The sequence below is a fragment of the Anaerotaenia torta genome, from assembly GCF_050433395.1.
Classification (GTDB): Bacteria; Bacillota; Clostridia; order Lachnospirales; family Lachnospiraceae; genus Mobilitalea; species Mobilitalea torta.
The window spans coordinates 128,388-150,005 of record NZ_JBNPXH010000002.1; the positions used below are offsets into that span (position 1 = coordinate 128,388).

At 47.7% G+C, this 21,618-nt stretch carries 19 protein-coding genes; 7 read left to right on the forward strand and 12 right to left on the reverse strand.

The features are described from left to right. Positions 1-29 precede the first annotated feature (29 nt). The 4 genes from HNQ56_RS04410 to HNQ56_RS04425 form a co-directional block, all read right to left on the reverse strand. Positions 30-1,844 carry an efflux RND transporter periplasmic adaptor subunit gene (locus HNQ56_RS04410; protein ID WP_429143213.1) on the reverse strand — a complete coding sequence of 605 codons (1,815 nt, stop codon included), beginning with the start codon at positions 1,842-1,844 and terminating at the stop codon, positions 30-32. 15 nt (positions 1,845-1,859) lie between these two features. Continuing rightward, positions 1,860-3,731, reverse strand: coding sequence for an S-layer homology domain-containing protein (locus HNQ56_RS04415; RefSeq protein WP_429143215.1), 1,872 nt, complete (start codon positions 3,729-3,731; stop codon positions 1,860-1,862). Between the two features lie 196 nt (positions 3,732-3,927). Then, positions 3,928-5,115 (reverse strand): hypothetical protein, encoded by a 1,188-nt coding sequence (locus HNQ56_RS04420; protein WP_429143217.1) that lies wholly within the window; start codon positions 5,113-5,115, stop codon positions 3,928-3,930. 12 nt (positions 5,116-5,127) lie between these two features. Beyond that, positions 5,128-7,515, reverse strand: a complete 2,388-nt coding sequence (locus tag HNQ56_RS04425) for a hypothetical protein (protein ID WP_429143218.1) — start codon at positions 7,513-7,515, stop codon at positions 5,128-5,130. A 229-nt stretch (positions 7,516-7,744) separates the two neighbouring features. On the opposite strand from HNQ56_RS04425, the gene HNQ56_RS04430 reads away from it, so the two are divergent. After that, entirely contained in the window at positions 7,745-7,909 is a 165-nt protein-coding gene (locus tag HNQ56_RS04430; RefSeq protein ID WP_429143220.1) for an ABC-2 family transporter protein, read from the forward strand. A gap of 16 nt (positions 7,910-7,925) precedes the next feature. Here HNQ56_RS04430 and HNQ56_RS04435 read toward each other — a convergent pair whose 3' ends face one another. The 4 genes from HNQ56_RS04435 to HNQ56_RS04450 all read right to left on the reverse strand — a co-directional run bounded on the left by HNQ56_RS04435 (position 7,926) and on the right by HNQ56_RS04450 (position 10,640). Then, positions 7,926-8,462, reverse strand: coding sequence for a hypothetical protein (locus HNQ56_RS04435; protein WP_429143222.1), 537 nt, complete (start codon positions 8,460-8,462; stop codon positions 7,926-7,928). Further along, positions 8,453-9,073: a J domain-containing protein gene (locus HNQ56_RS04440; protein ID WP_429143224.1), complete on the reverse strand. Its 621-nt coding sequence runs from the start codon at positions 9,071-9,073 to the stop codon at positions 8,453-8,455. The genes HNQ56_RS04435 and HNQ56_RS04440 overlap by 10 nt, the downstream gene beginning before the upstream one ends. A 26-nt stretch (positions 9,074-9,099) precedes the next feature. Then, complete coding sequence (locus HNQ56_RS04445; protein ID WP_429143823.1) at positions 9,100-9,930, reverse strand: DUF5685 family protein; 831 nt, start codon at positions 9,928-9,930, stop codon at positions 9,100-9,102. A gap of 122 nt (positions 9,931-10,052) precedes the next feature. Further along, positions 10,053-10,640: a rhomboid family intramembrane serine protease gene (locus tag HNQ56_RS04450; RefSeq protein ID WP_429143226.1), complete on the reverse strand. Its 588-nt coding sequence runs from the start codon at positions 10,638-10,640 to the stop codon at positions 10,053-10,055. A gap of 132 nt (positions 10,641-10,772) precedes the next feature. Between HNQ56_RS04450 and HNQ56_RS04455 the strand changes: the two genes are divergently transcribed. Then, the gene (locus HNQ56_RS04455; RefSeq protein WP_429143228.1) at positions 10,773-11,783 is read left to right on the forward strand and encodes an Ig-like domain-containing protein; all 1,011 of its coding nucleotides are present in this window, start codon (positions 10,773-10,775) and stop codon (positions 11,781-11,783) included. A 45-nt stretch (positions 11,784-11,828) separates the two neighbouring features. Here HNQ56_RS04455 and HNQ56_RS04460 read toward each other — a convergent pair whose 3' ends face one another. Then, positions 11,829-12,902 (reverse strand): DUF3877 family protein, encoded by a 1,074-nt coding sequence (locus HNQ56_RS04460; RefSeq protein WP_429143230.1) that lies wholly within the window; start codon positions 12,900-12,902, stop codon positions 11,829-11,831. A 300-nt stretch (positions 12,903-13,202) separates the two neighbouring features. Between HNQ56_RS04460 and HNQ56_RS04465 the strand changes: the two genes are divergently transcribed. From HNQ56_RS04465 to HNQ56_RS04480, 4 genes are all read left to right on the forward strand, one after another. Continuing rightward, the gene (locus HNQ56_RS04465) at positions 13,203-13,592 is read left to right on the forward strand and encodes a DUF2089 domain-containing protein (protein ID WP_429143232.1); all 390 of its coding nucleotides are present in this window, start codon (positions 13,203-13,205) and stop codon (positions 13,590-13,592) included. Between the two features lie 61 nt (positions 13,593-13,653). Beyond that, the gene (locus HNQ56_RS04470) at positions 13,654-14,106 is read left to right on the forward strand and encodes an SHOCT-like domain-containing protein (RefSeq protein WP_429143233.1); all 453 of its coding nucleotides are present in this window, start codon (positions 13,654-13,656) and stop codon (positions 14,104-14,106) included. Between the two features lie 13 nt (positions 14,107-14,119). Next, positions 14,120-14,410: a hypothetical protein gene (locus HNQ56_RS04475; RefSeq protein WP_429143234.1), complete on the forward strand. Its 291-nt coding sequence runs from the start codon at positions 14,120-14,122 to the stop codon at positions 14,408-14,410. Between the two features lie 14 nt (positions 14,411-14,424). Continuing rightward, positions 14,425-14,778 (forward strand): phage holin family protein, encoded by a 354-nt coding sequence (locus tag HNQ56_RS04480; protein WP_429143236.1) that lies wholly within the window; start codon positions 14,425-14,427, stop codon positions 14,776-14,778. A 55-nt stretch (positions 14,779-14,833) separates the two neighbouring features. Here the strand turns inward: HNQ56_RS04480 and HNQ56_RS04485 are convergent, their stop codons facing one another. Further along, positions 14,834-15,706, reverse strand: a complete 873-nt coding sequence (locus HNQ56_RS04485) for a helix-turn-helix domain-containing protein (RefSeq protein ID WP_429143238.1) — start codon at positions 15,704-15,706, stop codon at positions 14,834-14,836. Positions 15,707-15,905: 199 nt separating this feature from the next. Between HNQ56_RS04485 and HNQ56_RS04490 the strand changes: the two genes are divergently transcribed. Continuing rightward, positions 15,906-18,071 carry an alpha-L-rhamnosidase gene (locus tag HNQ56_RS04490; RefSeq protein WP_429143240.1) on the forward strand — a complete coding sequence of 722 codons (2,166 nt, stop codon included), beginning with the start codon at positions 15,906-15,908 and terminating at the stop codon, positions 18,069-18,071. Between the two features lie 237 nt (positions 18,072-18,308). Here the strand turns inward: HNQ56_RS04490 and HNQ56_RS04495 are convergent, their stop codons facing one another. Beyond that, positions 18,309-20,909, reverse strand: coding sequence for an ABC transporter permease (locus tag HNQ56_RS04495; RefSeq protein WP_429143242.1), 2,601 nt, complete (start codon positions 20,907-20,909; stop codon positions 18,309-18,311). Further along, positions 20,906-21,589 (reverse strand): ABC transporter ATP-binding protein, encoded by a 684-nt coding sequence (locus HNQ56_RS04500; protein WP_429143243.1) that lies wholly within the window; start codon positions 21,587-21,589, stop codon positions 20,906-20,908. Before HNQ56_RS04500 ends, HNQ56_RS04495 begins: the two co-directional genes overlap by 4 nt. Between the last annotated feature and the right edge of the window lie 29 nt (positions 21,590-21,618).

The following is a 21,618-nucleotide window of genomic DNA, read 5'->3' on the forward strand; positions in this document are numbered from 1 at the left end:
ATCCTCGCTGTTCATAAAAGCACCTCCTGTTATCGCCCGCCGGGCATTCCTCCGCCATTCATGCCGCCCCCGTTTCTGCCGCCCCGCGTTCCGCCCGGGAAGCTGCCCTGACCGGAACCGTCCTGCATCTGGAAGCTCACTCCGCCTTCCGGGAATATAAAGGTATCCAAGGCCTGGGATATCCGCTGGACATATACTGTCTCCTCTCCCGTGAGTCCGCTGATTACCTCAACATAATCCCCGTCGGTGATTCCCGTCTCAACCCGCACCTGACGGAAACCGGCCGGAATCCCTTCCTCTTCCGCCGCAGCCGCAGGATCCTCCACATATACTACATTCCCCCGCATCAGGGCATCGCTGGGAATCGCGATGGCCTGCTCCGCCTTCTCAATAACGATCTCACCGGTTACATTCATTCCGGGAAGAAGCTCTCCCGCTTCCGTCAGCTTTACAGTAACAGGGTATTCGGTAACCCCCTGGCTGGTGGTGCTCAAGAGGCTTACATTGGTCACGATACCATGGTAGATCTCGCCCTCATAAGCATCCGCCGACACATTTACCTCCTGGCCCGCCTTGACATTCTTCACATCCAGTTCATCGACACTCATCTCAAAGGTGACCGCCGACAGGTCATAGATGGTGCAAAGGCTGCTGTTTACGCTATTGGATTTGATGGTATCTCCCACCAGCGCCCCCTTGCTGACAATCCTTCCGGAAATCGGTGCCGTAATGCTGTAGTCCGATCTTGTATCAATGATCTCCTGAAGCTTCGTCTGGGCATCCTCAATGCTTTCCTCTGCCGTCTCCACACTGTCCCTGGCATTATCAACGGTTTTTTGGGCACTTTCTATCTTATTCCGGTAGCTCTCCAGCAGATCGTCGATGGTTTCATCCGTCAGGCGGTATACCGGGTCACCGGCTTTGATCTTACTGCCTTCTTCGATCATCAGCTCTCCGATCTCTCCGGAAGAATCCGCCTTAATCACCGCATCGGTTAATACCCCGAAGGTTCCCTCCGCAATACTGTAGATATTGCTGCCGATTACGGCAGTCGCTGCGGTATCTCCGGTCAGACCGCCGGGATTCTCAACCTGGATCGTAACCTGGCGCACCAGCCGGCTGCCGCTCAGCACCTCATCAATCGTGCTTACCTTGGTTACCACTCCGCTCAGGGTCTCATCCGTTGCCACTATGGTAACCTCCGCTTTTTTTCCTATAAGGGAGGAAGCCGCCTCGGCGGCAGAAAAGGGAAGAACCAGAAGCATGGAGCTGTTATCATAGATCTGCGCAATCTGGGTACCGGCCTGTACCGTATCTCCTTCTTTCACATACAATGCCTTCACGATTCCCGTCTCCCTGGAAAGCAGTTCGGGATTCCCATATTTCTTCAATGCCTTGTTATATTCGTCCAGGGCGTCCTGATGCTCCTTCTGGGCTTCACTATAGCTTTTCTCCGCTTTGGTCAGATTTTTCTTTGCCCTGTCCAATGAAGTCTGGGCCGTCTCAATCTCCGAATCCAGATTATCCGTAGCCACCTGGTAGAGCACCTGGCCTTCCTCTACAAGGTCGCCTTCTTCAAAATCAGCAGCGATGATTTCTCCCTGTACCAGGGTTGTAACCTCATAGGTATTCAGCGGCTGAATGATTCCCGAAGAGGAAAGAACCTTCTGGATATCGCGGATCTCCACCTTCGCCGTATTAATTACTTCCTGAGCCGCCATGCTCTGGACGAAATCCGCCCTCATCCTCTGAAGGCCCATATTGACCGCCGCCGCAATGACTGCCAGAACCACCACCCATATAATTAGCTTCTTCCATTTGATTTTCATGGCTATCCGTTTCATCCCAATCCTCCATCGTTATTTTATCCTGCTCTCAGCTACAATGATGCGGATTCTTCCGCCCAGGGAGGCTGCTTTGTCATAGTATGCCTTCAGCTTATACTCGGCCAGATTCTTAACCTTATCCAGGGTAGTTGCAATATACTCCCCATTAGACAGATAATATACCCCAAGGTTCTCCGCCATCTCATAGGAATTCGACTGTGAGACAATGGACGCGGCGGCGACGGAATCCACCTCAATCCCCTGCAAGGCATAGGAGGAGGAAATCTCGTCATTCTTGTAACGAAAGCCCGTCGGCCCTTCTGTCATTGAGAAATCGCTGTATACAGACTGGCTCAGCCCGCCTTCCGTGCCATTGATAATATAACGATAGGTGCCCGTATTTCCAGTAAAGGAAAAGCCGGTATAGATTCCATAGGCGTCCATATCGCCGGTTGCATTTTTAAGAATGAGATTCTGTATCTCACCGCTGGCATTGGTATCATAATAATAGCAGCCCATCACAATGCTTCCGGCAAGGCGGACCGGATATACGCTGATGAACTTGCCATTGCTGTAATCCAGAATTTTAACATCCCAGGCCAGCTTCTTTCCTCCCAGGGAGGTGCCGTCACTGCTGAAAGAGGTGCCGTTCAAGGTATAATAGTAGGAATTCATCTTACTGACGGCGGCCTTACCGCCTTCATATTTCACCTGGATAATATCCTCCTCATAAAAAGAGACCACATTCTCATCATAATCCTGGGTATAGGTATTGCCTGCGGCATCCACAAAGCTGACATAACCGGTGTTCTCGTAAATCCCCTGCTTATTTTCTACTCTATGTACTCCCTGGCTCATCACCAGTCCGGTGATGGTGGTACTGTACTCCTCCTGTGTCAGGACACCGGCCACCGTATTGTTCTTACCCAGCAGCAGGGTAATGATATCCCCCTTGGAAATGCTCCCCACGGAGGAGAATGCAAGGGAGGCCGCGCTGTTTTCAAAGCTGTAGGCTGCTCCCGCCACCGTCACAGAGGTGGGATTCATCCGGTCCGGATTGACTGCGCTGAGAATTCCGGTCACTTTTTTATCATAAGCCCATACAATTCCGGCACTCTTGGAATAATACAGGACATCGTATTTATCGATATCCCTATAGCTGCATTTGATATCGTTCTTATAAAAAGAGGCCTTCTCAATGGAAAAGGGAATGGAGGCGGACCAGTTATTTCCGGCAATGATCGGCCCCTCTGTCCCGGTGTTAACTACCGACAGGTAATCCAGTTCCCCCTTGCCGTCCAGGGAATATCCCAGGGTCTCGGCATATACCCTGCCGTCCTTTGTTGTGGTATTCAGCACATTATAGAACAGATTTACACAATCGCTGTAGTTGAGGTAGGAATCCTTTCTCGTCACGGTGATATCCTTATTTAATTTCTTGGAGGTGTACAAGGCCAGCTTGCTGGCTGTGGCATTGGTTCCAAAGTCACTGTCGGTATAACCCAGCAGCTTCAGCACTCCATGGATTGCTTCCATCAGGGTAACGCCCTTGTTCGGCTGAAAGGAACCGTCCAGATAGCCGTACATCCATCCGCCGGATATGGCTGTCCTGATATAGCCCGCCGCCCAGTGCTTCCTGGATACGTCACTGTATAAGGATACATTGCTGGATACCGCCGCGGCATCCTTGAAAGACGACATATTGACAAGGAGCTGTGCAAACTGAGCCCTGGTAATCTTGGTTGTATCCGGGCTGATCTCCCCCTTATCCGTCTTCATAATCTCCAATGCGTCAATTACTTTCTGCGCATTGCTTGCAGCCTGGACGTGCCTGGTTCCCTGCGCTGAGATGGGAATTGGCAGCAGCAGAACCGCAGCCATAATAAAAGCTGTTACTTTTCGCATGTTCCGTCTCCTTTTGTTTATTGCAGTGATTTTGTGTTTTATAACCTTCCATATAATAGTAATGGATAACTATGAATATTCTGTGTTTAAAATGTGAGATTTCTGAATGAATATAATAAAAACTTTATAAAATCACAATAAAAGGGTCTATGACCCGCAAAGCAGATCATAGACCTTATTGATGTTTCTGTTGTTACTAATTCAATGTGGTAAAGCTGTTTATAGCGGAGGGCAATGCCAGAGGAATATTCTTCGCGGCATTTTCGTCAACTCCTTTTTTCCTTATATAAACCGTACAGCCCTTGGGTGCTGTTGCTTTAGAAAGAACAATTGCCTTGGAAGAAGTCACCGTCTTCCAGGAGCCGGCCGGGTTAAAGGTTCCGCCTTCTTTCACTATAACATACTGGTATGCGTTTGCAGCGGAGGCGCTGTTGAACTGCAGTACCAGCTTTGAATCCTTACCTGTATAATAATAGGACAGATCGCTGGTATTTCCCCCAATGGTGGGAGCCGCCCCCTGACCGGGTATGGTCAGGATCCGAGTCTTGGAATAGGGTGCCGTATTGGTGGCTGCCTTGCGGAATTGCAGGGTCACCGTCCGTCCTCCATTGACAGCCAATGCCTTCGGCGCAATATCTTCAAGACTCATATTACTGTCACACTCCATCCAAAAACCGGTTGCCTCATCATAATACTCCATGGAGGAAGCAGTATTCAGTGTCAGCTTCGTAAGGTTCACCTTAATTGCCGGAGCTGCCGCCCTGGCCGGAATGGTGATGGTTACCTCCGCACTGGGACGTGTTCCCGGATTATCGGCATTTGTTCCGATTGTCTGGGGGGTACGGATGACAATCTTTCCTCCCTTGGTCCGCAGGCTCTCCATTGTCGCCATAAAATCCTGGTAGCTGGCGGAGCTTTCCGTCAGGCTGACCTTGTTCCAGTAATAGTCCGAGGTCTTTCTCCATTCAAAATCATCTGCCGCGTCTACGGAGCTGAAGGTAAATTCCCCTTCCACCCTGTCATACTCCACACTGATAGAGGAATTGGCAGAAGGCAGCACAACTGTCTTCACTGTCTTCACCGTATCTCCCTTAAAGTAAAGGGTCACATCACTGGAGGCGGATACCCAGGCAATATCCATGCTATAGGCTCCCGCTTGTGCATTGTATTCACTTTCCAGCTCCGACCAGGTACTGCCGTCGGTGGAATAATATACCACTGTATTGTTGTTGCTGTAGACCTGCATGGTCAAATCCTCGTAGTCGATCCTTCCGAAGGAAACAGCCGAAGCCGTCCCTGCATAAGCTCTGCTCTGGGGTGCCAGACAGAACAGAAGAACAACCGCCGCACATATTGTTAGTATTTGATATCTAATCTTTTTCATAAGTTCTCCCTCCTAGGATGCATTCAGAATTGTCAGCTTACATCCGGTACGGATGACAAAACCATTACTCAGAGTGATTACTATATTATTCGTCGTGGTGGTCTCGGTAGTCAGCCTGTTAATCTTTGCATTGGACAGGTGTATGATTGCCTTTCCGCCGGATATCTTAGCCGATCCGAAGACGGAGGTTCCTCCCCAGGTCACATCTGAGACGCTTACGCTGTAGGAATTGCTGAACAGGCTCAGCTCAAGTGTATAAGTAATTACCTCTTCCGTTACCGTTGAGGTGGTATTATCGGGTTTGGTTACCGTTGAGGTGGTGGTTTCCTTCAGGCTTCCCTCTGTAATGGACCAGGCAATCGGCGCGTCCTGCAGCGTCGCGGTATTAACCAGGGTGATACGGACATCTTCATCCAGGACTTCATTATTGTTCAGATAAATCTCCAGCGGAGCCGCCGTATCCGTGATATCAATGGGAGAAGATGTTTCAAAGTTGGCCACATTGACCGTTACCGTCACAGCCGGCACCGTTTCATCCTCATCGTTGACATAGGAGGCATCTTCTACGGTATAGTCCGTACCTTTCACCAGAGTATAGCCGTCAAATTTGATGTAGCTGATGGCGGTGGGTTCGGAGGTATACTTGTTAACTCCGGAGGGATCAATTACAAATTTAGTTCCCAGATCCAAACGGAATTTGAAGCTGGATGCGTCGCTTCCGTCTCCGGACATATATATTCTCTTAAAATCAGTTGTGTAGTCCTTACCGGTGCTGTCCGCCGGGTTATTCACCCTGCTGTTGGGATACAGATACAGGAGCACTCCTGCTGTTGCACTGCTGGTGATGACATCGGTGTTAGCCAGGGTAATCTTCCCATATAATAATTCTTCCGTAACCCTGTCAATCTTCTCTGTCGAGGTAATCTTTGTCGTAATAATATACTGATCCCCGCTGTCCCTGCTTGCGGAGTTCTTGGCAACCGTACTCTTAATATCCACCGTTCCCCGATTGATCCCATATGCATCCTCAAAGCTGAGGGAGGATACGGTTGTGGAAGTGGCGCTGTACAGGGTAAAGGTCAGGTAGCTGGAGGCCTTGCTGCTCTTACATACTCCCGACGTGGTAATCAGTGTGGTCAATGCAGAAGCCGTGGGAGAAGCCGGATATTCCACCCCGCCGCTTCCTGTCACATCCAGTTCGGAGGATGCCAGGGCATATTCCTCGCTCCCCGCGGTACCGACAGACTTTTTCCTCACATAGATATGGCTGCCTGCTTTTGCTTTCGTACTGTCCAGCGTAACCGCAGCGCTGGAATTGATCTCCGTCCAGACTGCCGTCTGATAGTTCAGCTCATGTCCATCCGGGATTACCGTATATTCAAAGGGCACTTTTGCGCTGGCCGCTTTGACCTGAAGGGACAGAGAGGTTGAGCTTGTATAATTTAAAGAAATTCCGTAAATGTCCGCATCGGGGGGACCCTCCTGTACCGGCACCGTAACGGTGGCCGTCTTGGACACAACCGCCGAACTGGTGGCATTGGTTCTAAACTGAAGAGTCACTTCCTTTTGTGCCGGAGTGTCATAGAGAACTTCCGGCGCCACATTCTTCAGCGGCAGATCGGAACTCCTGCTGATGTTAATCCAGTCCGTAACGGCAACATCGGCATCCATGATACGGTATGCCATTCCCTTTTTTACCGCAATCGTGAACCTGGAGCCGTTGATGGAGATAGAAGGAGCCGAAGGTTTCTTCGGTATTGTTATCGTAACTTCCTTACTGGGGCGGAAGCCTACATTGGTTATGCTGGTTCCGTTCACCGGAGCAAGACGGAAATAAAGCGTTGCGCCGTTGGCATAGAGATAACTCACCTCTTTGGATATCGTATTGGTATCCACCGTCTTCCAGGCCGTGCTTCCCTTTTTACGCCACTCAATGGTACGTCCGCCCATATTGCTGAAGGTCACGGTTCCTTTCACCTTATTAAAGGTGGTTTTAAAATTAGTTGCCTGTTTGGGTATCGTTACGGATACAACCGTGTCGGATTTGTCTCCTTTAAAAGTCATTACATAATTCTTGGCCGCGCTCACCCACGAAATATCCATGGTGATAGTCTTGCCGCTGCCGACGTTTCCCGGCACCTCTTCCCATGTTTTCCTGGCGGAATCCGAGAAGTAAGCTGTCGTATCACCGCTGTTTAACTGCAGTGTGATGGTGCTGTTCTGATAATTAATCTCTTTGATCGAAATACTTCCGGAGGCCTGAGCCGACCGGGGGAGCAGGAAGGCAGCCGCTGCCATCAAGAAAAGAATTAAAGCTAATCCCAGGTTTCTGCAGCCTTTCGTCTTTTGAAACGAACTTAAGACGAAGGGCGTACCGCTCGTTGTTTTGTTTGTGTGCATAATTCTTCCTTTCACCTTTCTTCATTACTGTATGATATGGACTGGTAACAATCCACCTCTTTTGATATTACCTTGGTCAACACAAAACAGCCTGTATAAAAAGGAGGCCATAACTGTTATCGGCAACTTTTCCGAAAGATATGACCTCTTTTTTGAATTTTCTTAAATTTAATCTACGCCATGGCTCTGACCAGCTTCGGATTGGCCGAGACCTTCGTACGCGGCTTTCATGCCAATGCTCCTGATCAGCTATTATCCGGCCTCTGTCATCTGCGGCTGGGGCGAGCCTCTTCCCTTGGGCTTTTTGTCCCTGCCCTCCGGAGCGGCATTTCTCCTGCTCTCCCTGACCGTCTGGCGGATTGGGGTCCGCCATTACACCAGCACCGGCAGCTGATTCTACATTTAGATATTTATTTCTGAAGAAATTTGTTTCTTACTCTGCCCCAGACAGTACTCTGGAAATACCGGTATGCCATATCGTATACCAGCAGTGCCGCCTGCCCTGCAATCAGCAGAAGTCCGAGTATCCCCCAGCTGATCTTCCCTTGATAGATCAGCTTAGGCAGAAAAATCAACAGCGGCAGATACATAATATTAAAAGTGATATATTTGATCAGCCAATACAGCTTCCGGCGGTCCACGGTCTGCTTCATACCTGCCAGCCGGTCAAAGGAATATTCAATTATCACAAGATACATTCCCATGACGGCAAAGGTAATGCAATAGAGCTTATTGGGTGCCAGAATCAACCCCAGGAGAATGGCTCCCAGATAAAAGCCGAAGCCATAACGGATGCTGCTCTCCCGAATCGCGATCCCCACCCCAAAGGAGGCGGCTCCCAGCAGGAACAGGGTGTTAAATTCAAATACTCCGCTTAATACAATGAGCAATACAGTTACCGCAAGCAGCAACCCTAAAAACGCCATCTTCTTTGCATTTAGCAGCATGAAATCAGATCTCCTCCCATACATTCGCACAAGGTATCAGCACACCACAGATCGAGACAGAGGTTGCTGGTACCATAGCCGCCGTTCGCCGGACTGTTGTAGCGGCCTCCGTTATATCTCTGGCTCTGCCATTGCAGCTGGTTATATAAATTGACATATTCCTGATTGTTGGGCTCCATCCGCATGGCCTGGGTGATGTGGTCATGTGCGGTCACATTATTTCCGATCCCTACATTGGCTATGGCGCTGAAATAATACCATCTCGCATTGCGGTGTTCCGCCGCGGACAGTATTTGCAGCGCTTCCCGGTACCGGCGGGCGTTCAGATAGCCGACCACCGCGTCAAGCTCGCCGTAATCGCTGCCTCCGCTATAGCTTGAGCCGTAACCAGCCTGACCGGAGCCGGAATGATAACCGCCCTCTCTCTCCTTCATGATCTGCTCATAGGCCTCCTGGACCTCCTTGAACTTCTCCTCGGCAAGGCCCGCCAGGGGATTATCCACGTAGGAATCCGGATGGTATTTGCGGCTGAGCTCACGGTATGCTTTCTTTATTTCATCATTTGACGCATTAGGGGATACTTCAAGTACTTTATAGGGATTCGATATCATGCTTCTGTTCCTTCCTTTATTGTAAACTATTGCGGTTGTTTCTCTCTCTTTTGAATTTTATCAAATTTCGTCCATACTCCGTCATATAAGATATTGCGGAGAATATCCACATCCAGCAGACAGGGAAGCTTTTCAAATTCCCTGGTGCATTCCGCCATCATCATCGTCAGAATACGGCGGCATTCCTCCCCCAGCTCTTCCTGGTCCTGTTGCAAAAGCAGCGGGTTATAGCTGTTATGCTTCTTATCCTTTTCCATATCATCATATGCGTCAAGGATATAGATATACTTTCCAAGATAAAAACCGATGGTCCGAAGTCCCTCTTCCCATTGGTCCCGGCGGTAGGCAAAGAGCTCTGCCATTAATTCCCCAAAGCAGCGCGCTGCCAGGTCGATATTAGTCTCCCGGCGCTGTTCGCACTGCGCCAGCTCCGCCAGGCTCATTTCAATCGCCTTGCATTGCCTTGGATACTTGCGGTTAATCCGCCGATAGTGCCGTTTTAACATTCCGGCTCCGGCCAGGCCCGCCGGATTCTTCTCATCCTTCCAGTCATCCCGCAGATGATGGTACGTAAGGGCGATGTTCATGTCCGCCACGTATTCGGTTATTTCATTCACCAAGGAATCATGCTTTTTCATGGGATGTGCCATACATCTGCCCTGCAAATGTACCGTCTCACATTCATACAGTGAAGTAAGCAGCAGGATGAGAAAGGTCATGTCATAGGAGAGGGTCATCTGGCCGAAACGCCCGTAATTGTCCTTCAGTGTCTTACATAAACCGCAATAGTATGCTTTATATTTATAAAAATCCTTCATCTTCAATTCCGGTTTATATACATTGACGTAACCAAACATATCTGCTCCTCTTCTGGAAGGTCTGTCACGGACTAATCTGCTCATCTTGGACATTATAACATTGTTTTCAAAATAGTGAAGTGAATCCGCAATAAAATCATAGAATTTTAATAAATACGGAGTTAATGCTTCTTAACCAGGAGCATTCCAAATACAGCGCCGCACAAACCTCCTGTAACATGTGCCACATGGGCTATGGTGTCGGTTGACCCCAGGCTGTCTGTTATCTCCCTGCCCAGATAGATGATAATCACAAGAATAAGGGTGATGGGGATCTTGCCGTTTTGCATTCCCGCCACCGAGGACAGCACGATCATCATAAATACGATGCCGCTGGCGCCAAGGAGAGCGTTCTGGGGAAAGAAAATCATGTAAATCAACCCGGAGATCAATGCGGTAAAGGCAAACATTTTAAGAAGAGTTCCGGAGCCGTACTTCTCTTCCAGCAGAGGTCCCAGCACCAGGAACAGCACCATATTGCCGGAATAATGCTTCCAATCCGCATGCCCCAGCACATGGCCCAGAAGCCGGACATAGGTCAGGGGATTGGTCAGCGGTGCCGGATAGGTGCAGAACAACAGGGTCGTGGAGGCATTCCGGGTGAGATATCCCAGCATCAGCACGAGAAAAGACAGGAGAACAAAGGTCAGTGTCACCGGTGCGTTATATTGGAATATTCCAAAGGATTTATTTGCCTCAATTTTCTTCATTGTTCAATTCCTCCAATTTCTGCCCGATTTTTATCTGTTCTGCCAATATTCCTTTCCCAATCCATATGGTAGAATAAGGGTAAGCTTGTTTCTATTTAATCTATTCCTCCCATCCAAGAAAGGGAGGATCCTATGTTACATTTAAAAAAATTCTTATTGTCAATCCTGATTTGCACCGCCCTGCTCCCGGTATCTGCTCTTCATCCGCCGGTCCATGCCAAGGCAAATTCTATTCAATTTGTAATACTCTCCAAGTATAAAGCAACCATGAGCATCGGTGATGAGCTCCAGCTAATCGCCATCACTACCAACGGCACAATGCCTGCCTGGAAGAGCAGCTCCTCTGCCATCGCCTCGGTTAATACCTATGGTAAAATCACCGCCAAGAAAGCGGGCACGGCAACCATCACGGCCAAAATCAAAGGCGGTGAAGCATCCTGCCATGTCACAGTGCAGAAAACAACCATCACAATCAGCGAGGCCTCCGTCTCTCTGGAACGGAACGCTGTTCATCAGCTCACGGCCAAGTCCTCAACAAAAACCCCCATCACCTGGAAAAGCAGCAAAAAGAGTGTCGCCATTATTGATGAAAACGGTAAAATCACCGGCATAAAGCCGGGAGAAACGCTGATCACCGCCTCGGCCGACAAAAGCTCCCAGACCTGTCTGGTCAAGGTAAAGCTTCCAACGGTGAAGCTGAGCCAGACAAAGGTAAAGCTGTTCCGGGGTCAGACCTCCAGGCTGACAGCCTCCGTGTCTTCCGGGGTCGCTCCCAAATGGAAGACCAATCGAAAAAGCGTTGCTGTCGTAGATGAATCAGGAACCATTACGGCAATAAAGCATGGCACCGCCACAATTACTGCCACCGTGGACGGGATATCCCACAGCTGTGAGGTAACCGTCGCATCTCCCGCAATTGAGCTGAGTAAAAGCGAATTGAATCTAAAGGTCAATGCCGCGGCATCCTTAAGCGCCCGGGTCTCCTCGGGAAATCCCGTTACCTGGAGCAGCAGCAATGAGAATGTTGTCACCGTAGACCAGAATGGCCAAATTACTGCCTGGAAAAAGGGCCGGGCCTATGTCTACGCCAGCGAAGACGGTACCAAGGTCCGATGCACCGTATACGTAACAGATAACCAATAGTCAATTACCTTATGGGAGGAATAGACTGCAAGCTTACTTACCTCTTTAAATGATCCGGCTGACGATCAGATACAATACCACTGCTGCCGCAACCACCGTCAGCCCCATGCGAAGCAGACGCCCTTTTACCATCCTGTTTTCCATACGGCTGCTTAAGGTTTCGCACTCCATTGCCAGATCATCCGCATCCTTATAACCGCTGAGCTTACGGAATTCCGCCGCCGCTGCCTTGTAATCCTCAGCCTTTTTAGCTGATTCCTTTTTGTCCAGGGCGGCCTTGTATATTTTCTTCTTGAGCTTCTTTCTGGTCTCTTTGATCAGAAGCTTGCATTCTTCGGCAAATGCTCCGGATTCCTTATAATCACCCATGGCTTTGAACTGCTTTACTGCCTTTTTATACATTTCCAGCTTCTCATCACAGGTGGTCATACAGCGGATCGCATCCTTTAACCTCACCAGCTTCTGGTATCTCTCCTCCTTCACAGCGTCGACCTCCTCCTCTTCCTCCGAAGGCTCCTCCGCCTCTTCCTCTCCGGCTTCCGGTACATCCTCTGCGGCTTCCCCGGAAGCTTCCTTCGAGACCTCTTCCATGAGATTCTCAAAATCCCCCGGAGTAAAACGGTGATAAACAGTATGTCCATAATCAAATTTAATACAATAACGGTAATCATCCGCCGCATTATCCCGGAAATAAATCACATAATCAAATTCATCCGTAGCGCTCTTCTCACATTCCACTTCACCGGAAAAGGAATAGAAGACTTCCATGATCTGCTCCAGGGTACAGTCATTCCTTCTGATTATATCGATGAACGCGGACAGGAATGGATTGTCGCCATAATTCTCATGGACATATGCCGCTCCCGCAGGCGGTATCAGGATACAATAACGATCTCCATTATGGCTTATCTTCAAACGGCCCAGCTTATCCGCAGTCCTAAGGGCAAACTGCTCCAGCGCTTTGTCCATTCCGGTATATTCCTTCAGATCTTCTTCCAGAATATTGGCCAACGACCTCATCGGGTAATACAGACGGATCGTTTCCTTTTCATATCCAAGCTTGATCTGCTCTTCCTTGATGGTATCACAGATTACTTTCTCCAGCATGTCATAATTCATGTAAAACGTCCTTTCTATCTAAATAACCTAAGCTTATAAGTTACATTCAAACTCTTCCCTTGAATCTTATCCAAGATTTACATCCATCTTACCATCAATTATTCCCGGAGACAATAAATTTTTACAAACTCCCTGACCGAATAATTCATTTCTTTATTCCTAATGATGCTTTTATCAATATATTTAATACTAAAATCAATAATATTAATTATATCATTAAATTTATTAATACTATCATTGACAACAATCATGAATAGATGTATATTAATGGCATAAACATAGAATAGGAGGGAGAGACTGATGAAATATAAAGCGCCGGGTACATGTCCTGTCTGCGGAGAGAAGCTCTCGATCATAAAGCTGAACTGTCCGAAATGTTCCACAATCATTGAAGGAGATTTCCATCCCTGTGAATTCTGCCGTCTGCCGGAGGAGGATCTGGACTTTGTCAAAATATTCATCAAATGCCGCGGCAGCATAAAGGACGTGGAGAAAGAACTGGGGATCTCCTACCCCACTGTCCGCAGCAAGCTGGACTCCGTCATCCGAAGCCTGGGATATGAGACCCCTTCCAAGGAGGAGATCAAAGACCGGGAGGCCAAGGAAACGGCTAAAAACCAGATTCTCGAACAGCTTTCCCAGGGCGGGATCACAGCGAAGGAAGCGGCGGACCGAATTAGAAATCTATAGGAAGCAAAGGCAGTCAATACGACACTTGCCATAGGATCAATAAGAATAGGGAGGTAACAGTATGAGTGAACAATTAAAGATTCTGGAAATGATCGAAAAGGGACAGATTACCGCAGCCGAGGGAATGGAGCTGCTGGAAGCATTAAAGCAGATCGGCGCAGAGGAGAACCGCCAGGATTCTCCGAAGCTGCCCAGGGTTATTAAAAATACGGGTAAGTATAAGTTTCTAAAGATCAGAGTCTCCTCTGACAACTCAACCGTTAATGTGAACGTGAATGTTCCCTTGCAATTATTAACAACCATTGGTGAAATAGCCACCCGGATGACAGGAGCTATCCCCAACGATGCCAGAGCAAAGATGGAAAGCAAGGGCATTGATATTACCAGCATTGATTTTTCTCAAATTATTGATGATATTATTAACGGCACCCTGGAGGATCCGGATATTATAGACGTGGAGGCCTGGTCCGAAGAAGAGAATTCTATGATAAAGGTGAAGATCTATGTGGAATAGGGGTTCTCATATTATGTGGGTTAAGATTTATATTGACGGAACAAGGCCTTTCCGCCTTAATTTGCCCATCAGCCTGTATGCATTGAAGGAATTCTCCCAATGCCTGGCAGAGCTCATGGAACTGGCATGTTTCTTTATTCCCAATGATCTCCCTTCCCATTCATCCTTCAGACAGTGGGTGAGGGCTGGAAAAGAACTGGTTGAATCCGTGGATATCCTGCTTCAATCTTTCATGGACCAGAAAGCCTGCGACCTGGTTGATGTAAATGCCAAAAATGTTAGTGTAGCTATCAAAATACAATGAATTTGGGAGGTATCATGTCAAAGCTTCTATTAAAATATATATCCGCTGTGGCAGCGATCTTTCTTCTGTCCAAAGTAATTCCTTCGATTACCATTAAGAGCATTCCCTCCCTGTTGGTTATGGGCTTCGTTCTGTTCCTCGCCAACCTGCTGGTAAAACCCATCCTGCTTTTATTGACTCTGCCCTTTAACCTCATTACCTTTGGTCTCTTCAGCTTTATTGTGAATGCCTGGACCATTATGCTGTCCGATGCCATGGTGAAAGGGATTAATATGAACGGTTTCGTGAATTCTCTCATCACCGCCTTAGTCATTGCGATCCTGCACCACCTGCTCCGGGACTCCTCAAACCGAGACTCTTCAAAATAGAATAGGCAGAGCAATGACCCATATGAGGGGGCGATAGCCCCCCTCATATGCTCCTCTACCCATGAAAAGACATTTTACGGTATTCTCTGGGCGACATATTTAACATTCTTCTAAATACCTTGTTGAAAAACTTGATATCATTATATCCCACTGCCTGGGCAATTTCTGAAACGGGCCTGGAGCTTCCTGTCAGCATTTCACAGCACCTCTCCATCCGTACCCGCTGCAAGTATTCGCTTACAGTAAATCCTGTTTCCTGTTTAAACTTACGGCTGATATACTGGGGGGTAAAATGATGTTTCTTACAAAAGCCGTCCAATAGCTTCTGTCCGGCGTAATGAATCTTGATGTATTCTATCACATCCAAAATCACTGTATTATCAGTGATCCCGGAGCTGTCACCGACGATATGCCGCATCATTATGATCAGAATCTCCAGCAATCTGCACCGGAATATCTCCGTATATCCCACCTGCTTATTCCGGTACTCTCTCATCATGCCTTCCAAAAGCTGCAGCACCCTTCCGTCCTCATCCCGGAAGATGCGGTTTACAGGCGTCCTCCCCAGATAAGTCCTATAATAACGCAGCAGACAGCCATGCATCAGCTCCTCAAAGGAGATGCATCCTTTTAATGTGTCATCAATAATCTCCGGCAGAAAGAGACAGTTAATCAAGGCAAAATCCCGGCTGGAGGTATAGCTATGAACACTTCCGTAGTCCACAATAAAATAATCTCCCGCAGATACGGCAATGCTGTCATCATTCAGGGTGTGAAGACTGGAGCCTCCGGTTATGTAGGCCAGCTCAAAGAACTCATGATCGTGGGCCTCAATATCCTCCTGCTGATAGGGCATGATGATAAGCTTCTCTGCACTGTTCCTGTTCTCATATAATTCTCTTAATCCCAGAGTATGTTCTTTTTTCATTCAGGTTAAAATCACCCCCTATATTAGCAATAAACAGGTGTTTTATTTTATCATATTCTCTGCTATCCTTAAAGTCAACAAGGAAATAATTATTTATCAATACGGAGATGTTTCCGTTGAATCATCAAAGATTTTTTAAACACAGATTTGTTCCTGCATCCTGGAAAAACAAGGCTGTGAGAAAGGAAGGATTATCATTATGGAATGGAAAGCAAAATGGCTGAAACCGGCAGCTGACATGGGTGATGTAAGCCCACTGTTTATGAAGAGTTTCCCGGCCCAGGGCAAGATCCGGGAGGCCAAATTATTCATTACAGCTCTTGGCGTATATGAGGCAGAGCTTAACGGAGTGCGAATCGGCAATTATGTGCTGGCACCGGGCTGGACCACTTATACCAAGAGGCTCCAATATCAGGAATATGATGTTACGGATTTACTGAAAGGGGATAATCAGCTTCTGGTAACCGTAGGAAAGGGCTGGTATCGAAGCAGACTGGCCTGGCCCGGCGCCGATGTGCAGGATCATTTGCGCAAAATGCCCGCCGGACTTCTGGCACAATTGGAGCTGCATTACGAAGGCGGTACTGCTGCGACTATCGTCACGGATGAGACCTGGAGCTGTAAGGAAAGCAAGATACGTTTTTCGGAAATATATGACGGCGAAACCTACGATGCTGTCTTCACCACAGATACGGTGCAGGACGTCGAACTTTTCCAGGGACCCTCTGATACCCTCATTAAACAGCAGGGCGAAGAAATTCATGAACAGGAACGCCTTCAGGCCGCACGCCTCTTCCGCACTCCCAAGGGTGAGGTGGTAATTGATTTCGGCCAGGTGGTAACCGGCTATGTAGAAATCAATGTATGTGCCAAAGAAGGTGAGGAGGTCCTCCTCTCTCATGCGGAGGTAATGGACAAGGAAGGTAATTTCTATACGGAAAATTACCGCAGCGCGAAGGCAAAGTATCACTATATCTGCAAGGCTGGCATACAGAGCTACAAGCCCCGGCTTACCTTCTTTGGCTTCCGCTACATCCGTGTAGATCAATTTCCCGGCGGTATCGAGGCTGCCAAGCCGGAGAATTTCCATGCCATTGCAATACACTCCGATATCAAGCGGACAGGTCGTCTCAGCTGCTCCGATCCTCTGCTGAACCAGCTCTTTGACAATATTATCTGGGGCCAGAAGGGTAATTTCTTAGATGTTCCTACGGACTGTCCCCAGAGGGACGAGCGTTTAGGCTGGACCGGCGATGCCCAGGTATTTGTGAAGACAGCCGCGCTGAACTTCGATGTGGAGAAGTTCTTTACCAAATGGCTGGCCGATATGGCCGCCGACCAGGAGGAAGACGGCCGGGTCGGCCATGTCATACCCGATATATTGGGACAGGGAGGCAGTGCCGCCTGGGGCGACGCTTCCGCCATCTGTCCATGGGAAATTTATCTCGCCTATGGTAACCCTCAGATTCTTGCTTCCCAATTCGAATGCATGAAAAAATGGGTCGGATATATTACCTCTCATACCAGAGATCAATATCTCTGGACTGGTGGAACTCATTTCGGCGACTGGCTGGGCCTGGATGCTCCCTCCGGAAGCTACAAGGGCTCTTCGCGGGAAGACTTTATCGCCTCCGCCTTCTATGCTTACTCCACCTCTCTGATCGTAAAGGCAGGCCGGGTGTTGGGAGCGGATGTACGGGAATACGGGGAATTATACCACAATATTGTGACTGCCTTCCGGACCGCATATCCGGAGTATCATACGCAGACCGAGTGCGTCCTTGCCGCGCACTTTAAATTAGCCCCGGATTGTCAGGCGGCTGCGGATCAATTGGCCGCTATGGTGAAGGAATGCGGTATCAAGCTTCAGACCGGTTTCGTCGGGACACCTTATCTGCTCCACGTACTGAGCAGCTACGGTTATGCCGAATTAGCCTATTCCTTACTGCTCCGCCGGCAATATCCTTCCTGGTTATATCCTGTTACAAAGGGAGCTACCACCATCTGGGAGCACTGGGACGGCATTATGGAAAACGGAGACTTCTGGAGCTCCGATATGAATTCCTATAACCATTATGCTTACGGTGCCGTAGCAGACTGGGTATACGGTGTTGCTGCCGGAATTAAGCCCGTGGAAGAACATCCCGGGTACGAGAGGGTGACCATCTCTCCCGTTCCGGACCAGCGTCTGGATTGGCTAAAGGCTTCCCTGGACACCAGGCACGGCTTAATCCGTTCAGAATGGAAAAAGGGAGACGGTGTATGGCGTTATGAAATCGAAACACCGGTGAAGACCTCCGTTCTTATCGATGGCCGCAGCTATGAGATCGAAAAAGGAATTCATATATTTTATAGCAGTCTGTAATACAAATCAAAGGATGCTGTAAAACAGAGGGCAGAAAGCCAAAACGGTTTTCTGCCCCTAATCTTATGGCAAGCTTTTATGATTTCGTTTGCATTCTCGAAAGGTTTGAGTCCGCCTCTGGAACGTCAGACAAAGATACACCAGCGAACTCCAAATTTATCAATCAAGTCCGCCTCCAGCAAACTATAGCTGCATGGGCCTAGGGGCGAAATCATTTCCGCTTCGTCTTTTAGCATATCATATATTTTCGTTTTTTAATGTATCTATGGTATTTTCCTTGCTTATTTTATGCATGGAATAAAGCATGGTAGAAAATACAACTAAGAACACACTTCCCACCGCCACTATAATGCTGTCCCAGGGCAGGAAAAATTCCATCTCCACCCCGTAGCCCATGCTGCGGTAAATCAAATAGGTGATCCCGATAGAAACCGGTATTCCAAAGAGCAGACTTCGGAGGCCATATAGAAGGCATTCATAATTCATCATTTTCCGAAAGCCCTTCCTGGTCATGCCTGTAGATTTTAACATGGCGAATTCCACCCGCCTCAGGGCAATATTGGTCGTGATGGTATTGAATACATTTGCAGCCGCAATTAATGATATCAGGACGATAAATCCGTAGGAGAAAATACGTATTACAGTAATCATCGCCCGTTTTCCTTCTGTGCTTTCCATCATATCATACAGGCGATAAGGGGAAAGCCCTCCTTCTTCCGCCGCTTTATAAAGCCTTTGATACACTTCCTTATGATCTGTTGTCTTCATATACATGGAATAGGCATAACGGGCATTTTCTATACCCAGAAGTTCTAAGACATCTTCGACCTGACTCAGAGGGAAGACCACAACCAAGGACCCGTAATTATAGTTGTTCACTCCAAAAGGCCCCTTCTCCTCCGTTCTCGCGGTCAAAACAGTCTCTCCGCCGGTTTCCTGTGTATCCTGATTCTCCGGCTGCAGATGAAATTCCACCTCCTTCTTATCAAACGCCCGGTAAGTATGATATCTTCCTTCCTCCTGTACATAAAAGTTAACCGTATCCACAATAATTGCGGAAGGAAATTCGTCCTTGTCTTCCTCAGAATATCCTCTCTCCTTCCAGTACTCCCAAAAGGTGCTGTCATCGACAAAGAAAAGATTTCCTGCCAGCGTAATCAATTCGTCCGCGTCAAGATTAGAATCCTGGCCCGCACCGATGTAATCAAGATACCTTTTATTTATTTCCTCCGCCTTAACCTTAATCATGGTATAAACATTCCAATTATAGCCCAGCTTCGTAACGCCTTCCACGCTTCCCAATATCCTGGCACCGTCCTCATATCCGATTTCTCCGGCATCATCGGGATTAAAACTATAATAAATATCATATTCCAGATCATTTACCGCTGTCCTTGTTCCTTTGGTTAAATAAGTACAAAAACTGCTGGCAGAGATAAACAACACCACACTCATGAAAAGAGAAATTACAGTGGCTTTGTATTTCTTCCTGTTTCGTTTAAAGTTTTTGGATGCTATCATTCCCTCTAAGCCAAAGATTTTATAAACCAGAGGAGAGGTTTTCACTTTCCTGCCTTTAATCAAAATATCCTTTGACTGACGGATCGCATCAATAGCAGACACCTTTCCTGCCCGTCTTGCCGGAATATGGGCGGAGATCAGTACTGTAACAAAGCCCACAGCCCCTGCAATTACAACAGAAGGCCACGACACATATAAGGTCAGTGCCACATCCGTATTCAATATATTTAAAAATAAACTTTCGGTGAACATTAAGGTGATTCCTATGCCTCCAATACCGGCGGCAATTCCCAGCGGTATTCCTATGCCGCTTAAAACAGCAGCTTCAAATAATACACTTTTTATGATCTGCCTTCTTGTTCCGCCGATGGAGGAAAGCAGGCCAAATTGCTTGATCCGTTCGCTGACAGAGATGGAGAACGCATTGTATATCAAGGATATGGAACCAGACATAATGATAATAATTAAAATTGCGCCCAGGCTATATAGGGTTCTATTAAAATTGCTATTGTTGGAAGCATTTAAATATCTTAAATAACTGCTATTAAAAGCAGCCCCTTTTTCCTTATAGTGATCTTTTATATAGGCATAGATATCCTTTGGCTTTTTCACCCGTATATAGGCATCATAAACCGTACCGCTGTCACTGTCCCCTACGGTAAGGGCCGTATATCCGGATGCGGAGTAATCCTCAAAGGATGGACGTTCATAAAAGCCGGTTACCTTATAGGTTCTTGTCTCCCTTATTCTCAATTTCTCTGCCGCGTCGGTCTCCGGCAGCGTGCCGTCCTCCCCTGGCACAAAGGGATTTTGCTGGTACAATATCTCTTCTCCAATGTATCTGTCCCCTATCTCTAAAGTAATCTCATCTCCCACGTGATGCATTACCCCTCCGTTATATTTCAGATGATTGGGCAGAATAATCTCATTTTTTGAGGCAGGCATACTGCCCTCCGTCATTTTCACAGGAAGCAGTCCGGTAAAGCCTTCTCCCAGCCCATATACATAAATATAAGGCTTATCTTCATTTATGGTGTCTCCATAAGCATAACCAATATGCTGTCCCACACCTGCCTTTACTATCTTTTCATCAGAAAGAAGGGTATCCAGTTCCCCCTTTGTCAATTGAAATACTGCTCCATGCCAGCTTCCGTCCTCGGAGATTGCATGATTGACAGAAAACCGTTGCATGCTGGAGATCAGGGAAGTAACCGCCGTCAGCATGGATACGGATAGAACAATTCCTATAATCGTAATCAGGGTTCTGACCTTATTCATCTTCAAGGTGCGAAGGGTATACTTATTCATAATATTCATGGGCGGATCACCTCATCACGAATAATTTTACCGTCCTCGATGGCCAGAATGCGGTCCGCCTGCAGGGCAATGCTGTCATCATGAGTGATGATAATTAAAGTCTGGTGATACATCTGATTGGAGGTTTTCAATAACTCGATGATTTCCTGACTGTTTTTACGGTCTAAATTGCCCGTCGGTTCGTCGGCCAGAACGATGGAGGGCGCGTTCATTAAAGCCCTTCCGATGGACACCCTCTGCTGCTGCCCTCCCGACAGCTGATTGGGAAGATGGTTCTCCCTTCCCTTTAGATTCAGTATTTGAAGCAGTTCGTCGAGCCTTTTCTCATTTACCTCCCTCTGATCCATTAATACCGGAAGGGTGATGTTTTCCGTTACATTCATAACCGGCAAAAGATTATAGAACTGATAAATCAGCCCCACTTCCCTTCTTCTGAAAATGGCCAGCTGTTCATCTCCCTGTTGATATACATCCTTTCCATTCACGTATACTTTGCCGGAGGTAGGCTTATCCACACCTCCCAGAATATGAAGAAGGGTGGATTTACCGGAACCGGAGGGCCCGATAATTGCCACAAATTCTCCTTTCTTTATGGAAAAGGATACCCCATCCAGCGCTTTTACTACATTTTCTCCCTTGCCATATTGCTTTGTCAGATTTTCTACCCGTAGTAATTCCATATGTGCCTCCATACGATGTTTTTTGAGCT

Bases quoted from the DNA above. Each gene is read 5' to 3' on its own strand.
- HNQ56_RS04455 (WP_429143228.1), top strand. From the start codon at position 10,773: ATGTTACATTTAAAAAAATTCTTATTGTCAATCCTGATTTGCACCGCC.
- HNQ56_RS04440 (WP_429143224.1), bottom strand. From the start codon at position 9,073: ATGATATCGAATCCCTATAAAGTACTTGAAGTATCCCCTAATGCGTCA.
- HNQ56_RS04425 (WP_429143218.1), bottom strand. From the start codon at position 7,515: ATGCACACAAACAAAACAACGAGCGGTACGCCCTTCGTCTTAAGTTCG.
- HNQ56_RS04495 (WP_429143242.1), bottom strand. From the start codon at position 20,909: ATGAATATTATGAATAAGTATACCCTTCGCACCTTGAAGATGAATAAG.
- HNQ56_RS04460 (WP_429143230.1), bottom strand. From the start codon at position 12,902: ATGAATTATGACATGCTGGAGAAAGTAATCTGTGATACCATCAAGGAA.
- HNQ56_RS04410 (WP_429143213.1), bottom strand. From the start codon at position 1,844: ATGAAACGGATAGCCATGAAAATCAAATGGAAGAAGCTAATTATATGG.
- HNQ56_RS04500 (WP_429143243.1), bottom strand. From the start codon at position 21,589: ATGGAATTACTACGGGTAGAAAATCTGACAAAGCAATATGGCAAGGGA.
- HNQ56_RS04465 (WP_429143232.1), top strand. From the start codon at position 13,203: ATGAAATATAAAGCGCCGGGTACATGTCCTGTCTGCGGAGAGAAGCTC.
- HNQ56_RS04445 (WP_429143823.1), bottom strand. From the start codon at position 9,930: ATGTTTGGTTACGTCAATGTATATAAACCGGAATTGAAGATGAAGGAT.
- HNQ56_RS04420 (WP_429143217.1), bottom strand. From the start codon at position 5,115: ATGAAAAAGATTAGATATCAAATACTAACAATATGTGCGGCGGTTGTT.
- HNQ56_RS04475 (WP_429143234.1), top strand. From the start codon at position 14,120: ATGTGGGTTAAGATTTATATTGACGGAACAAGGCCTTTCCGCCTTAAT.
- HNQ56_RS04490 (WP_429143240.1), top strand. From the start codon at position 15,906: ATGGAATGGAAAGCAAAATGGCTGAAACCGGCAGCTGACATGGGTGAT.
- HNQ56_RS04450 (WP_429143226.1), bottom strand. From the start codon at position 10,640: ATGAAGAAAATTGAGGCAAATAAATCCTTTGGAATATTCCAATATAAC.
- HNQ56_RS04430 (WP_429143220.1), top strand. From the start codon at position 7,745: ATGCCAATGCTCCTGATCAGCTATTATCCGGCCTCTGTCATCTGCGGC.
- HNQ56_RS04415 (WP_429143215.1), bottom strand. From the start codon at position 3,731: ATGCGAAAAGTAACAGCTTTTATTATGGCTGCGGTTCTGCTGCTGCCA.
- HNQ56_RS04480 (WP_429143236.1), top strand. From the start codon at position 14,425: ATGTCAAAGCTTCTATTAAAATATATATCCGCTGTGGCAGCGATCTTT.
- HNQ56_RS04485 (WP_429143238.1), bottom strand. From the start codon at position 15,706: ATGAAAAAAGAACATACTCTGGGATTAAGAGAATTATATGAGAACAGG.
- HNQ56_RS04435 (WP_429143222.1), bottom strand. From the start codon at position 8,462: ATGCTGCTAAATGCAAAGAAGATGGCGTTTTTAGGGTTGCTGCTTGCG.
- HNQ56_RS04470 (WP_429143233.1), top strand. From the start codon at position 13,654: ATGAGTGAACAATTAAAGATTCTGGAAATGATCGAAAAGGGACAGATT.